Source organism: Thalassospira sp. Z349TD_5 (genome assembly GCF_056173045.1).
Genome location: NZ_CM149654.1, coordinates 2,206,601 through 2,221,257 on the forward strand (window position 1 = coordinate 2,206,601; position 14,657 = coordinate 2,221,257).

Consider the following 14,657-nt stretch of genomic DNA (forward strand, 5'->3'; position numbering starts at 1 on the left):
GTTGAAGATCAAGGAGTATTGAATGACCGAAGCTTCACAGCAAGTCCAGATGACCGAAAGTGCTGCAAATCGTATTCAGGAACTGATCGTAAGCGAAGGTGCATCAAACACGATGCTCCGCTTGCAGGTTTCCGGCGGCGGTTGCAGTGGTTTTCAGTACGAATTCTCACTGGATGCTGACACCACTGACGAAGATTGCGTTTTCGAAAATCACGGTGCGAAAATGGTGATTGACGAAGTCTCGCTCGATCTTCTAGGCGGTGCAGAAATTGATTACGTCCGCGAGTTGGTTGGGTCCGCATTTCGTGTGAACAATCCAAACGCCACGTCATCATGTGGTTGCGGATCGAGTTTCTCGATTTGATCCGTACCGACAAAACGATTTATAGAACGGGGTTCGTTATTGCGAACCCCGTTTTGTTTGACCAAACTTATCTGATCCCATTGGAATCGAGGCCTGAATGAAAATCGCTACCTGGAACGTCAATTCAATCAAGGCCCGCCTGCCCAATGTTATTGAGTGGCTGCAAGAAGCCAAACCCGATGTTGTCCTGTTACAGGAAACCAAGACGGTTGATGACGGTTTTCCGGCGATGGAAATCGAGGATCTTGGCTACAACATCGCGATTCACGGCCAAAAAACCTATAACGGGGTTGCCATCCTGTCGAAATATCCGATCGAGGATGTTGAACGCGGCCTGTCTGGCAATGATGACGACGAACAAGCCCGCTACATCGAAGCGACGATCAGTTCCCCCCATCCGGTACGTGTGGCATCCATCTATGTCCCGATGGGAACGGCTGTTGGCGATGAAAAGTTCCACTACAAACTGAACTTCCTTGATCGCCTGATCACGCGGTTTGAAAAAATTCGCGCAGAGGGCGAAGCTGCGGTCATGGGGGGCGATTACAATATCGCGCCGGACGATTCGGATGTTTATGATCCGGCAAAACTGCACGAAGCGGTCTTATGTTCGACAACCGAACGCAAACGTCTGCGCACCATGATGAACATGGGCTACACCGACGCGTTCAGAACCTTCAACCCGAAGGGCCATCAATACAGCTGGTGGGATTACCGCGCGGGTGCGTGGAACAAGGACAATGGTTTGCGCATTGATCACCTGCTTCTGACCCCGGCTGCCGCAGATCGCCTGAGTGCGTCGGACATTGACCGTGACCCACGTGGCAAGGAAAAGGCATCCGATCACACCCCGGTCTGGTGCATGATCGACGATTAACGTCTTTGGCTGGCACCATACCGCGCCAAAACCACAGTTAAACATCATAAAGGGCAGCACCGAAACCGGGCTGCCCTTTGTGTTTTGTCTTTAATCTTCGCCAATCGCCAGACTGGCGTGCAGGTATTATCTATTCTGCGGCCTTTTGCATGGCGGTGCGATAGGCAACGATATCTTCGATGCTGATCACAACCATATCATGCTGTTTGGCATAGGAAATCAGCTCCGGCAGGCGCGCCATCGTCCCATCGGGGTTTGTGACCTCACACAACACGCCAGACGGCTTAAGCCCGGCCAAACGCATCAGGTCAACCGTACCTTCGGTGTGGCCACGACGTTCCAAAACACCACCTGCCCGCGCACGCAGCGGAAACACATGGCCCGGACGCGCAAGATCGGATGACTTTGCACCATCGGCAATGGCTGTTTTGACGGTGGTCACACGATCCGCCGCCGACACCCCGGTCGTCACACCGACCTTGGCCTCAATCGTGACGGTAAAGCCCGTCCCCATACTTGATGTGTTATCCGCAACCATCGGCGGCAAATCAAGGGCCGTGGCCTTTTCGTCTGTCAGACACAGGCACACAATGCCGCTGCAATCGCGGATCAGCATCGCCATCTGTTCGTTTGTCAGATTTTCTGCGGAAAAAATAAGATCGCCTTCGTTTTCGCGATCTTCGTCATCGACAACCAGAACACCTTTGCCTTGGCGGATGTCAGCAAGTGCACGTTCTAAACGCTCTTGCGGATCCCCAAAGGTCGAAAGACCTGATTCCTGATGAACACTCTGATTCATAACCGTCCTCCTCGGATGGCGGCTTACGAATCAGGGCACAAAAGAAAGGCCCGGCATATTGGTACACTGCACCAGATACCGGTCGTAGACAAAAAGCAATTCACACCCAACCGGGTGATCTTGCCTGTCACGCTTTATCCTCTCCCATCCGGACTATTACCGTCGGCTCCGGATTTACACCGGATCTGCTGACCCTGCTGACCCAGATGGATCAACAGGCGCTCGCGGGCTTTTCAGTTTCCTGAATTTACCGCCGGTAGGGACTTGCACCCTGCCCTGAGAATAAGCGCCGTGTTTCAACGACAAACCTGATCAAAATTGATCAGGTACCGTGCACTTTAGAAAAGCTCTGCGCGCTTGTCAAACCTGTTAAAACACGACCAAACGCATCCTAAACGCACGGTTTAGACTTCTGAGAGAACCTTCCCCAGCCGGAAATGGAAATCGCATCCGTTTTTACGGGCCTCACGCGGTGCCCATTGGCAAACCGCGCAGCGTTTGTCTGATGATCGTTTTGGGGTTTTGCATTCCTGCTTAAGATACGGGCCAAGCACCGCATCAATGTAGGTTCCCTGAAACGCTTCAACGCCAAGACTGCGCCCCATACGAAGGGCCGTGCGGCTATCACACCGCGTCAAGATCAGGCTCTGATCAACAAACAGATTGGCAAATTCCCGCAGCCGCTCGGTAACTTCTGTGCGGCGTGACCCGATAATGTTCTGATCCCAGATCACCTTGACGAAATCGACATTCATTTTTCTGGGCGACAAAAATTCAAGTGCCGGAAGTGTAATGCGATCTAGGCCAACACGAATCCCAACCGATTTAAGAAACGCGCAGGCATCTTCGAACTCCCACCAATTGGCAATCGCATTTTCCATCGAAAACTCAATCGCCAAATTCTCAATCAGCTTGCCATTCCCCGATCCGATAAAATCACTGAATGTTTCGCTCAAGACGGTTTGCACTTGCATGTTCAAATGCAGCCGGTCCGGGAAAATCGATGACGCGATGGACTGCGTCACATCCATGACCTTTTCATCGAGAACCCGCGACAGGATTTCAAGCTCTCCGGGACCTTCAAGCAGAAAACTTGCAAGGTGGTGCTGACGCAAATAATCAAGCGAACAATAAAGTTCGTGGCCCAGAATTTCGCGACTGTTGTCGTGGACGCCAACGATGGCTTGGCGACGACAGGAATCGAAAACCGCATCTACCGTCACGGCACCACGCAGCATTTCTGCCATATCAAATCGTTGGGATGGCTCGTTTGAAAAATGCCCTATGGCTGGCAACGCCAGTAATTCCAAGACCTGTTTCTCGTCAATTGGCCACTGGAACCGGTTCCAAAGCGTGTCGGGTATATGGCCAAGACCTTGCCGTTCAATGACATCGGAAAGGGTCTCGCGAACATGGTCAACAAAGTTATCGTCACCTTCCGCCCATTTCCCGCCACGCACAAAGGCAACCATCCCGTTTTCAAGACGATGGACCTGCGTGTTTTCTGGCAAATGGTGAAATGCATCACGGGTAATCGCCCGATAATCTTCTGTGCCCAAGCGCAAATCCATCGGGATATTAAGAATCCCGAGATGCGGCTTTTTTCCATTTGCGGCATGCTTGCGCAGGCTATCGACAAAACGGCTCAGGGGGACGGCGGGTTTGGCAGCTTGGGCGGTCATCGGCAATCCTGATCTTAAGGCAAGGACGCGATACTGACAGCCGTTTATTAACTTACTCTAAACTCTTATACCATTGCATAGATTACCCTCCACCATTCGTGTCAGCATGGTAAAGATATCTTGGGGCTGTTTGGCATTACCGATCGGTGCCCCATCTAGGGCCATGACCGGCCTCATTCCCTGTAACGCATTGGCTGTAAACAGCATATCCATCTCGGACAGTTCAAGTGGTGTTCTCGGGTCAAAACGGGTTTCAATACCGTTTGCCTTGGCACAATTGATCACAAAGCTACGCGCCAGCCCGCACAGAATGCCAGTAGTACCGTCCGGGGTCCAAAGCGCCCCATCCTTGATCCCAAACAGGTTTGCAATCGTGGTTTCGGCCACAGAACCGTCCACCGACATGATCAATGCGTCATCTGCCCCTGCCTGTTGGGCCTCCTGTTTGGCAACGATGTTATCAAGATAATTCAGGCTCTTGATTGTTCCGGCAACCGACCACGGATTACGGCGGATTTTTTGCGCCGTTATCAACGTCAACCCGTCAGATGACGAGGCTGGGGTAAAGGGTGCTGTTGTTACTATGATGGTTGGCGTTGGGTTTTCCGGCGGCAACAAGCCGCGTTGACCACTTCCGCGCGACAGAGACAGGCGAACAACCGCACTTTGCAATCCATTGCCCTGACACAGCGTGGCAATAATTTCGGCAATATCCTCACCAGATGGCAACATCTGTGACGACAGCCCGATCACAGCGGCATGTGCCGCCAACCGTTCCATGTGCGCATGAAGCCAGGCAACCGTGCCGCGATGGGCACGCATGGTTTCAAAAAAACCATCCCCCAAAAGAAACCCGCGATCCGTTGCAGGAATAACCGCATCTTGCGCGTTTAAATATGTGCCATTCAACCAGACTTGCATATGGCACTCCGCTTTGTGGCTCTGTGATCTGCCGCAAGTTTAAGGAAATTGGCCAGCAAGTCATGCCCCTGTTCGGTCAGGACCGCTTCTGGATGGAACTGAACACCATAAATTGGCAACGCCCTATGGGCAAACGCCATCACCTCACCGTCCGGCCCTGTCGCAGTTTGCGCCAGACTGCCATCAATAGGCAAATCGACAATCAGGGAATGATAGCGCGTCACACGCAACGGCTGCTTTAAGCCGTTAAAAATGCCATCACCATCATGGTCCACATCCGATGTCATGCCATGTACTGGTCTTTTGGCGCGCGTGACCTTTCCGCCAAAGGCCTGTGCAATCGACTGGTGCCCCAAACACACGCCCAGCATGGCAAACTCCCCGGCCAGATCACGGATCAGCGCAAGGCTGTTACCAGCCTCATCCGGCCCACAAGGACCGGGCGAAAACACCAGCGCATCCGGACAGCGTTCGCGCACCATATCGGTGGTGATTTCATCATTACGGATGACCTCCACTTCCTGATCCAACTCGCGCAGGTAACGGGCGAGATTGAAAACAAACGAGTCATAATTGTCGATCAAAAGGATCATGGGGTGATCCCCAGCGCTTCGAACATTTTGGCGGCTTTGACCATGGTTTCGGCATACTCATGGTCCGGTTGGCTGTCCGCGACAATGCCACCACCAACGTTAAATGCCATTCTGCCCTTGTTCATGCAAATGGTTCGAATGGCGATGTTGGTATCCATGCTGCCATCAAACCCGATATAGCCAATCGCCCCGCAGTATGCACCACGTGTGGTTTGTTCAAGTTCGGTGATAATTTCCATCGCACGTATTTTCGGCGCACCAGTGATGGAGCCACCGGGAAAACAGGCGGCCAAAAGATCAATTGCTGTTGCATCCTCATCAAGTTCGCCAGTCACAGTCGATACCAGATGATGCACGTTGGCATAGCTTTCGAGCGCGCAAATCGTCGGCGTCTTGACCGAATGTGGTTTACAGACCTTGGAAATATCATTTCTTAAAAGGTCAACAATCATAACGTTCTCTGCGCGATCTTTTGCAGATAGCATTAATTCCTGTGCCAGTTCGGCATCTAAAATGGGGGTTTCTCCGCGCGCGCGGGTTCCCTTGATCGGGCGCGTTTCAACAACGCCGTTCGTCACCTTTAAAAACCGTTCTGGCGAGTTCGACAGAACCGTAACATCGCCAAAATTCAGGAAGGCCCCAAACGGTGCGGAACTCATGCTCGATAGCCTGCGATACAGTCCGAACCGTTCCGGAATGGAACCTTGGGCATATTCCGCCCGAAAACTTTGCGACAAATTTGCCTGAAAAATGTCCCCGGCAAAGATGTACTCAATCACCTTACTCACTGCATGCTGATACGCATCCTGATCAAAGTTGGACGCCCATGTGGTGATATCTGGTTGATGCGGCACATCGGGTACATCAAAAAGTGGGCGGGCCAACCGCAAGTATTTGCGCAACATGGTCATGCGTTCTGCGGCACGTTGGTCGCGTGCTTGGTTCTCTTGCGCTGGCATCCCCGTTGAAATCAACCACATGCGGCGCTGGTGCAGATCAAATGAAATCACAAGATCATAAATGCCAACGGCCATATCGGGCATTTCCAGCCAGTCGTCATCGGCGACGGGAAGTGTTTCGGTCTGATGGGCCAGTTCATAGCCAAAGTACCCGACCACGCCCCCCTGAAACGGTGGCAGGTCTTCCTGCTTTTCTTGGCGATACCGTGCAAGGAGATCGCCCAAAACATCAAACGGATTGCCCGGCACAGCAAAACCATCAAGGGTCACCTGCCCGTTCTTGGCTGTTAGCTTATGAAACGGTGATACCGCGATATAGGCATAGCGGTCCCTGTCCCCGGAATCGAGAAAATGGCTATCGGCAAAGGGCGCAAAAGCCCCATAGGCATCAACCGGTTCAATAAAGGGACATTCTTCAATCAGCATGGCACGCGGCAGTCTTGCGGGAGTGATGGAACAACGATCCGCACCCAAAGCCAAAAATCAGCCAAGACGCGGGACCATTTGCATAACGTTGTCGACAATCTATGCGATTCGTCACCGCACAGGGGAAGATTTTTATCACAGCGCGCAAGGTGCTAATTCAAGCCAAGAAAAAAGGGCCAACCCCACGCGGCTGACCCTTTTTCATCGCGTTATTCAAGCCGCATTACATTGCTGCAATACGATCATATGCCTCGTTCAGCTTGGCAAGCGTATCTTTTGCTTCTTCAAGCTTGGCTTTCTCGGTTGCCACAATATGATCCGGCGCGCGGCTGACGAAGTTTTCATTCGACAGTTTGCCTTCCTGACCCTTGATGTATTTGGCTTTGCCCTGGATTTCTTTTTCCAGACGGGACTTTTCAGCCGCCACATCAATGAAATCAGCAACCGAAACAAACACGGTCACACCGTCAACCACGGTCTGGATGGCCCCCTTGGCGATGGCTTCGATATCGCCCTGCCCCTTGAAGCCGATTTCGGCAACACGCGCCAGACGCTTAACCTGTGCTTCTTGCGCGTTCACCGCGGCCTTCATCGCATCGGTGGCATCAACCAGATAGATTGGCACCTCCGCCCCCGGGGGGACATTCATTTCAGAACGCACACCACGGATGTCACCGATCAAACGGATCGACAGATCAACTTCGGCCTCGGCCGCACGATCAATCAGGGTCTCGTCAAACTTCGGATAGCTTGCCGACATCAGCATGCTGCTGCGGTTATCAGAAATCTTGTCCCACAGTTCTTCGGTGATATAGGGCATGACCGGATGCAAAATCAGAAGGATCTGATCAAGAACCCATGCGGTGACCGCACGGATTTCGGCCTTGGCCTCTTCGTCATCGCCCATCAGAACCGGCTTGGCCAGTTCCAGATACCAGTCACAGAAAGCCCCCCAGACGAACTGATAGGCACTGCTTGCCGCCTCGTTAAAGCGGTAGGCTTCAATACCTGCACCAACAGATTTGGATGCTTCAACCGTTTTACCAACGATCCAGCGGCCAAGGGTCGATTTCACGTTCGCAGGATCAAAACCATCCACCGGTTTGCATTCATTCATCTCGGCAAAGCGTGCGGCATTCCAAAGCTTGGTCGCAAAGTTGCGATAACCCTCAACCCGCGATGCCGCAAGCTTTATATCACGCCCCTGTGCGGCCAAAGCCGTCAGGGTAAAGCGCAGCGCATCACAGCCATATTCGTCAATGAGTTCCAGCGGGTCGATAACATTGCCCTTGGATTTGGACATCTTCTGGCCGTTTTCGTCGCGCACCAGCGCGTGGATATAAATATCCTTGAACGGGATTTTCCCATCCATGAAATGCATGCCCATCATGATCATGCGGGCAACCCAGAAGAAGATGATGTCAAACCCGGTGACCAAAACGTCACCCGGATAATATTTATCAAGCTCCGGGGTTTTATCCGGCCAGCCAAGGGTCGAATACGGCCACAAGGCGGATGAGAACCACGTATCAAGAACGTCGGTTTCCTGAGTCAGTTCAACGTCTTTGCCGTAATGGGCCTTGGCTGCTGCAATCGCTTCTTCTTCGGTTTCTTCAACAAAGAATTCGCCGTCCGGGCCAAACCATGCCGGGATACGATGTCCCCACCACAATTGGCGTGAAATGCACCATGGCTGGATGTTGCGCATCCATTCAAAATAGGTGTTTTCCCAGTTCTTGGGTACGAACCGGATACGTCCGTCTTCAACCGCCTCAGTCGCCGGTTTGGCCAGAACTTCGGCATTCACAAACCACTGGTCGGTCAGATACGGCTCAATGACAACGTTTGAACGGTCGCCATAGGGCACCATGTGAACGGTGTCTTCGATTTTTTCAAGCAAGCCGAGCTCATCCATCTTCGCGACAAGAAGCTTGCGGGCCTCAAACCGATCAAGACCACGATATTCCTCGGGTGCCTCGTCGTTGATGCGCGCATGGTCATCAAGAATGTTGATCTTTTCCAGACCACAGCGTTTACCAACTTCAAAGTCATTGAAATCGTGCGCCGGGGTGATTTTAACCGCACCGGATCCTTTTTCAGGATCGGCATATTCGTCGGCAACGATTTTAATCCGACGCCCAACGATGGGCAGAATGCAATACTGACCAATCAGGTCCTGATAACGTTCATCATCGGGATGAACCGCAACACCGGTATCACCCAGCATGGTTTCCGGACGCGTGGTGGCAACAGTGATAAACTCACCATCCCGGCCTTCGATCGGGTATTTGAAGTGCCAGTAATGGCCTTTGACCTCTTTCTGAACGACTTCAAGATCGGAAATTGCCGTCAGAAGCTTCGGATCCCAGTTAACCAGACGCTTGTCACGGTAAATCAGGTCCTGTTTGTGCAAAGTCACGAACACTTTGCGCACAGCCGCCGAAAGGCCCTCGTCCATGGTGAAACGTTCACGCTGCCAATCGGGCGACGCGCCAAGGCGGCGCAGCTGATTGGTGATGGTGCCACCCGACTGTTCTTTCCATTCCCAGACTTTTTCGATGAACTTTTCGCGACCAAGATCATGGCGCGTTACGTTCTGTTCGCCAAGCTGGCGTTCAACAACCATCTGGGTTGCGATGCCTGCGTGGTCGGTGCCGGGCTGCCACAGGGTGTCCCTACCGTTCATACGGTTATAACGCACAAGAATGTCCTGAAGCGTAAAGGTCAGCGCATGCCCCATATGGAGGCTGCCGGTCACGTTGGGCGGCGGCATCATGATGACATAGGGATCGGCTTTTGATGCCGAATCGCTGGCAAACGCCCCCGATTTTTCCCATTTATCGTAAAGTCTGCCTTCAACGTCGGCCGGGCTGTAGGTCTTCTCCAACATGGTCTTTTGTCCGCTGCGGGTTTTCATCAATCTTACAAAGAAAAAGCGGCGCACCTTGGGCGCGCCGCTTAAATTCGAATATCGGCTCGCCTACAAGTCTTCGGCGCGGTTCACAATCCGCTCGATTTCTTTTTTCACAAGGCGTTCGATCATATAGGGCAGGTTTTCGTCAAGCCATTCCTTAAGAAGCGGGCGCAGCATATCGCGCACCAAATCTTCAAGCGTGATGTGACCTGCATTAAGCCCAAGAGCAACTGCGCGTTTCTTTGCAACAGCTTGCGCCAGTTCCGAAATGGTCCCGGTGGCCGTTGATTCCGTCAAATTGGAAATAAGCGGCTCATCATCGTCTTCGTCGTCATAGACAGCCGGGATCGACGGTTCTGGCTCTGGCTCTTCAAACTCGTCTTCGACGGGATCAGTCTCCGGCTCGTCATCAAGCGGAGTCTTCATCGAAATCGAGCATATCATCAAGTTCAAGCTCTTCTTCGGGCTCGTCAAGCTCAAGTTCTTCGGGTTCTTCGTCAAACTCAAGCTCTTCGGGCTCTTCATCAAGAACGAGCTCGTCAATTTCTTCTTCCGGCTCAGGTTCTGGCGCGGGTTCGGGCTCCGGTTCTGGTTCCGGCTCTGGCGTTGGTTCGGGTTCAGGAGCGGCTTCCTGTTTTTCTTCATCCCCCTCATCGGCAAGAATTTTGCGGATGGACTGGAGGATGTCCTCCATTGAAGGTTCTTGTTGCCCGTCACTCATAATTAAACTTCCGCACTAGTGTCATTACCCAGACCGATCCGTCCCCTGGTGCGGACGGGATACAAAAGCATCCCGTCCTGGCGCCCTAACAGGTCAGTCTGTTCCCCACCACTGGTCCTTGACTTTATTATAGTTGGACTCAGTGTCATAAACGTCCACAGGCAGGCCAAGCACCTGCGCATTCAATGCGCCCATGGCTGCCTTAACCTGGAATTCGGCAACGGCAGCATCACGGCGCGATCCAACAAGATCAACACGTGCCTGCAAAAGTTCCTGTTCCTGATCAAGGACATCAAGAACCGTACGCGACCCAACAGAGGCTTCGCGCTGAACACCATCAAGAGCAACTTCAGCCGAAGAAACCTGCGCCTGCTGGGACTCGATCCGGGCACGCGCAGTCACAAGCGTTTCCCACGCACTGGTCGCATTTTCAATCACAGCCCGGCGGGCTTCGTCCACCTGCACACGTGCCTGACCTGCGGTCTGCTTGGCCGCACGGACAGAAGAATAAACAGCCCCCTGCTGATACAGCGGAACCGAAACCGATGCGATGATGTCCGCACTGTCGACCGTCATATCCTCGTTAGATGCTTCATATGCACGTTCAACACCGGCCGAAAGACTGACTTCCGGATACAGCGAACCTTCGCTCAGACTGATATCTGATTTTGCCGCTTCTTCGGTATAAATGGCCTGCAACACATCAGGATGCTGATCCTGCGCGATTGCCAAAACATCGGCAACACTGGTCGGCAAGCCCGCAAGCGAGTTTGGAATTTCAAGATTGGACGGTGGATTACCCACCAGGCGCTCATACTGCGCACGTGTATTTGCCAATGCACCCTGTGCCGAAATCAGATCGGCTTTGGATCCGGCAAGACGGGCCTCGGCCTGCGATACGTCCGTACGTGTCACTTCACCAACTTCAAAACGATCACGGGTCGCCTCAAGCTGACGATCAAGAACGCGCGTATTGTTCTGGTTCAGTTCAACAACAGCAGTATCACGCAGCACATTGAAATATGCCGTTGAGACCTGCAACATCACATCCTGCTCGGTCGAGCGAAGCGACGCACGTTGCGCCTGAATACGCGATTCTGCACGGTCGGTTTCAGCAGTCGTCCGCCCACCACGATACAGCGGCTGCGTCACATTCAGGCCAACGGTATAAGGTGTGAGACTGTTATCCGTCTCCGTCCCGTTGACTTCCGTTTCGTTTTCACGAAAACCGGCATCACCAGAAAGCGATACGCTGGGACGCCAGTTTGACAGCGCCTGCGAAATTTCTTCATCAGTCGAGCGCAATGCGGCACGACCGGATTCAAGTGTCGGGTTGCTCTGGTATGCCTTAATAAGAGCGTCCTCGAGGCTTTCTGCAGATGCGCCATGCGCAACCAGTCCCCCGGTTGCCAAAATACTGCAGGTCAGCAAGAACCGTTTTATCATTTATCTACCCTTGTAAAATCCAACACCAAGTCCCGACCCCGGCGCAGTTTCACGTATGGTAACGACGGAACGGAAAATTTCCAACAAAAGAGGCGCTTGTACCCAAAAAAAGTATTTTGCCTCTTTTTCCGTCGTCACGACCATCAATCGTAGCGTGTCATATCCGGCTCTACTTCAAGCGCCCAGATATCTATACCGCCACTAACATTAAAAACATCTTTAAATCCGCATTCTTCAAGGAGCATCCCCGCATGGCGACTGCGAACGCCATGATGACAAATCACCGCCAGTGGTTTTTCTGGCGACAACTCCCCGACCCTGACCTGCAACTCCGATAACGGAATATGCCGGGCACGGTCAATCATGCAAATTTCAACTTCCCAGTCTTCACGTACATCCAACACGTCCAAAGGCTGATCACCCGAAAGGCTGGCAGCAAGTTCACGACAACTTATGTCTCGGACCATTTAGGACAACCTGTTGTACATACGCAAAAAGAGATGCCCGACCAAAGCCGGGCATTCCGAATATCAAATTTAGAACACAAAACTCTCGGTCGGCTCAAATCCCGGAAGATACGGGATGTTGGCATCAAACAGATCGCGATGACCAATAACACCGTTCTCGCGCTCATAAAGACGCGCAATCCCGACTTTTCCTTCGGCACGCACAACCGCCAGAAGACGACCGCCTTCTGAAACCTGCTCAAGAACGCCTGCCGGAACTTCCGTTACCGCGCCGTCAAACACGATCACGTTATAAGGTGCCTGCTTGGGATACCCGGCGGCCAGATCGCCTTCGACAACAATGACATTGTCATAGTTGGCACTCTGGAAGGTCGCCTCGGCCGAAGCGGTCATATCCTTGTCGCTTTCAACAGCGACAACCGTTTCTGCGACACGCGACAAAAGTGCCGCGCCATACCCGTAACCCGCACCAATAATAAGGGCGACATCCGTCTCGGCAATTTCGGCACACTGCATCAGGCGCGCGATAACCATCGGCTCCATTGCATAGCGACCGCCGCCAACGGCAATATCTTCGTTGACATAAGCAACGCCGCGTTTTGCTTCGGGCAGGAACAGTTCGCGCGGAACTTCCTCCATCGCAGCAATGACCAAGGGATCGGTGACCTTGTTGGTCCGAACCTGATTTTCCACCATGTTATGGCGCGCGATTTGGTAATCCATGTTTATCTGACCTGAAAATTCTCGCGAGAAAAGCACCGCAACCGTCTTTATCGTCCCCAAAGCCGCTTGCGATCATTGCCCTGTTTATAGTCAGCACATAAGCACCTGACAACATCCGATCAATGGCAAAGCAGAGATTGGGCAATAAAAACCACAATATAAGTGCTTTGCGGCGCGCCTAACGTGCATTCAACCCCATCAAATTTCGAAAATTCAGCCGATGCCGGAATGTCGTGTTTTTGACAACATTTGAGAAATTCTGACTGTATTGATGACCATGACTTTGATCGCAACGAAGCAAAATAAAATCGTTGTCGGCAGAGACGATAGCGATGTCATTCAAGGCGCCCGGGATTGCTTTCCGGGCGCTTTTTTCTGTTTTGGGCATGAAATCAACACGCTGGTCGAAAAATCTGGAATTGGGTGCTTGACGGGTCGTATTCGATGGGGCTATACACCGGCCAGCCAACGCTAAGGCGCGATGGCGGAGTGGTTACGCAGAGGACTGCAAATCCTTGCACGCCGGTTCGATTCCGGCTCGCGCCTCCACTGATCCGGCATAGCTCAGTTGGTAGAGCAAATGACTGTTAATCATTGGGTCGCAGGTTCGAGTCCTGCTGCCGGAGCCAAAAAACCCTGGAACTTTGTTCCGGGGTTTTTTGCATTCTGGACCAAAGCAGCGCTTTGCTGTTTCAAAAGACACCCTACCCGACTTTGTTCGTGCGCATGTGTGCGGCATATCCCCATGAGTTATACATTCAGGTTTGATCAAGTTTAACTGCAATGGGCCGATGCTCGGCCTTTGGCTCCGCATTATAGGGTTTTCGCTTAACAGTACTTCCTGCAGGCTAAAACAGCCGAAAGAGCCATCGGTAATGTGATGTCGCGCCATCTCCTCCTTAATCGGTTTCAACCATATTTCGACATATAAACGCCAACGGATTAACCCGGGCGCGCCATAGGGGTGAAAATTCGCAAGAAGACAAAGAATTAGCCCTTTTTTCGTAAAAAAGGTCTTGCGGGGTTTGGGTCGTTTGATTATACACCTGCCACGCGCTTCAAACGGGGTGCGTACCTGATCCGGCATAGCTCAGTTGGTAGAGCAAATGACTGTTAATCATTGGGTCGCAGGTTCGAGTCCTGCTGCCGGAGCCAATTAAAAAGGGACCGAACATTTTGTTCGGTCCCTTTTGTTTTTAGCCGTCTGATCTTACGGGAACGCATCACCATGAAAACAGTGAAAATTGAACTGCGTGAAGTCAAGCTCGGCACGCTGTCGGGTGCCAGTCAGGGCTGGTTGATTATCGGTGAACAAGACGTCATTCACGGCATGGTTCATCCGATTGACGGGGAATTGTTTACAATTTCATCCAATACCGATCCCCGCATTCAAGCCTTTGGCTGGTGCCCGATGTTTGACAATCTTGCCCATGTTCAAAATGATCTTGAAATCGCACTGGCGATGCAAAGTGCCGATGAAGTCGAACAATGGATCGAGCAATCGGAACGTTATGACGACGACAGCCATCGTGGTCATATGCACTGATGAGGACACGCCGTACCTGACCCGCTCGGACAGATATGTGACAACTCCATAAAAACTTTGTCACTTCAGTGCTTTATTGATGCAAAGCAAATCAATATAATTTGGCCTGACATAACCTCTCGCAGCTGAAACAATAGCATCGGTCAAAACGCCGCCACGACCATAGACGCATTGGCGGATGCACTGAACCGGCCCCAGACATAACGCGGGAACACGGCC

General features: G+C 52.3%; 15 protein-coding genes, 3 tRNA genes and 1 riboswitch. Of the genes, 7 read left to right on the plus strand and 11 right to left on the minus strand.

Translation table 11 applies throughout. The features are described 5' to 3' along the window. Nucleotides 1-22: 22 nt before the first annotated feature. Both erpA and xth read left to right on the plus strand, forming a co-directional pair. Complete coding sequence (gene erpA / locus AC0VXT_RS10050) at nt 23-364, plus strand: iron-sulfur cluster insertion protein ErpA (protein WP_022730760.1); 342 nt, start codon at nt 23-25, stop codon at nt 362-364. A gap of 97 nt (nt 365-461) precedes the next feature. After that, nucleotides 462-1,241: an exodeoxyribonuclease III gene (xth, locus tag AC0VXT_RS10055; protein ID WP_475548484.1), complete on the plus strand. Its 780-nt coding sequence runs from the start codon at nt 462-464 to the stop codon at nt 1,239-1,241. A 130-nt stretch (nt 1,242-1,371) separates the two neighbouring features. Here the strand turns inward: xth and ribB are convergent, their stop codons facing one another. From ribB to AC0VXT_RS10110, 11 genes are all read right to left on the minus strand, one after another. Further along, a complete protein-coding gene (ribB, locus tag AC0VXT_RS10060; RefSeq protein WP_022730758.1) occupies nt 1,372-2,040 on the minus strand; it encodes a 3,4-dihydroxy-2-butanone-4-phosphate synthase in 669 nt (222 codons plus the stop codon). A 132-nt stretch (nt 2,041-2,172) separates the two neighbouring features. Further along, nucleotides 2,173-2,328: riboswitch (FMN riboswitch) on the minus strand. Between the two features lie 116 nt (nt 2,329-2,444). Next, the gene (locus AC0VXT_RS10065; RefSeq protein WP_475548485.1) at nt 2,445-3,722 is read right to left on the minus strand and encodes an EAL domain-containing protein; all 1,278 of its coding nucleotides are present in this window, start codon (nt 3,720-3,722) and stop codon (nt 2,445-2,447) included. A 57-nt stretch (nt 3,723-3,779) separates the two neighbouring features. Then, the gene (locus AC0VXT_RS10070; RefSeq protein WP_475548486.1) at nt 3,780-4,643 is read right to left on the minus strand and encodes an aminotransferase class IV; all 864 of its coding nucleotides are present in this window, start codon (nt 4,641-4,643) and stop codon (nt 3,780-3,782) included. After that, on the minus strand, nt 4,628-5,236 hold the full coding sequence (locus tag AC0VXT_RS10075) for an anthranilate synthase component II (protein ID WP_475548487.1): 609 nt from the start codon (nt 5,234-5,236) through the stop codon (nt 4,628-4,630). Before AC0VXT_RS10075 ends, AC0VXT_RS10070 begins: the two co-directional genes overlap by 16 nt. Beyond that, nucleotides 5,233-6,621: an aminodeoxychorismate synthase component I gene (pabB, locus tag AC0VXT_RS10080; protein WP_475548488.1), complete on the minus strand. Its 1,389-nt coding sequence runs from the start codon at nt 6,619-6,621 to the stop codon at nt 5,233-5,235. The genes AC0VXT_RS10075 and pabB overlap by 4 nt, the downstream gene beginning before the upstream one ends. A gap of 223 nt (nt 6,622-6,844) precedes the next feature. Then, a complete protein-coding gene (locus tag AC0VXT_RS10085) occupies nt 6,845-9,511 on the minus strand; it encodes a valine--tRNA ligase (protein WP_475548489.1) in 2,667 nt (888 codons plus the stop codon). A gap of 90 nt (nt 9,512-9,601) precedes the next feature. Continuing rightward, nucleotides 9,602-9,961 (minus strand): DUF2497 domain-containing protein, encoded by a 360-nt coding sequence (locus tag AC0VXT_RS10090; RefSeq protein ID WP_475548490.1) that lies wholly within the window; start codon nt 9,959-9,961, stop codon nt 9,602-9,604. After that, nucleotides 9,945-10,256 carry a hypothetical protein gene (locus tag AC0VXT_RS10095; protein ID WP_475548491.1) on the minus strand — a complete coding sequence of 104 codons (312 nt, stop codon included), beginning with the start codon at nt 10,254-10,256 and terminating at the stop codon, nt 9,945-9,947. The genes AC0VXT_RS10090 and AC0VXT_RS10095 overlap by 17 nt, the downstream gene beginning before the upstream one ends. Before the next feature lie 93 nt (nt 10,257-10,349). Then, entirely contained in the window at nt 10,350-11,702 is a 1,353-nt protein-coding gene (locus tag AC0VXT_RS10100) for a TolC family outer membrane protein (protein ID WP_475548492.1), read from the minus strand. A gap of 143 nt (nt 11,703-11,845) precedes the next feature. Continuing rightward, nucleotides 11,846-12,169, minus strand: a complete 324-nt coding sequence (locus tag AC0VXT_RS10105; protein WP_430470224.1) for a rhodanese-like domain-containing protein — start codon at nt 12,167-12,169, stop codon at nt 11,846-11,848. A gap of 69 nt (nt 12,170-12,238) precedes the next feature. After that, the gene (locus tag AC0VXT_RS10110) at nt 12,239-12,892 is read right to left on the minus strand and encodes a protein-L-isoaspartate O-methyltransferase family protein (RefSeq protein WP_475548493.1); all 654 of its coding nucleotides are present in this window, start codon (nt 12,890-12,892) and stop codon (nt 12,239-12,241) included. A gap of 271 nt (nt 12,893-13,163) precedes the next feature. Between AC0VXT_RS10110 and AC0VXT_RS10115 the strand changes: the two genes are divergently transcribed. The 5 genes from AC0VXT_RS10115 (at nt 13,164) to AC0VXT_RS10135 (ending at nt 14,438) form a co-directional block, all read left to right on the plus strand. After that, nucleotides 13,164-13,367, plus strand: a complete 204-nt coding sequence (locus tag AC0VXT_RS10115) for a hypothetical protein (RefSeq protein ID WP_475548494.1) — start codon at nt 13,164-13,166, stop codon at nt 13,365-13,367. Continuing rightward, nucleotides 13,368-13,441: transfer RNA gene (locus AC0VXT_RS10120), tRNA-Cys, on the plus strand. It begins immediately after the preceding gene. A gap of 4 nt (nt 13,442-13,445) precedes the next feature. Then, nucleotides 13,446-13,521, plus strand: a tRNA-Asn gene (locus AC0VXT_RS10125). A gap of 450 nt (nt 13,522-13,971) precedes the next feature. Further along, nucleotides 13,972-14,047, plus strand: a tRNA-Asn gene (locus AC0VXT_RS10130). A 73-nt stretch (nt 14,048-14,120) separates the two neighbouring features. After that, complete coding sequence (locus tag AC0VXT_RS10135) at nt 14,121-14,438, plus strand: hypothetical protein (protein ID WP_022730746.1); 318 nt, start codon at nt 14,121-14,123, stop codon at nt 14,436-14,438. Nucleotides 14,439-14,657: the final 219 nt, after the last annotated feature.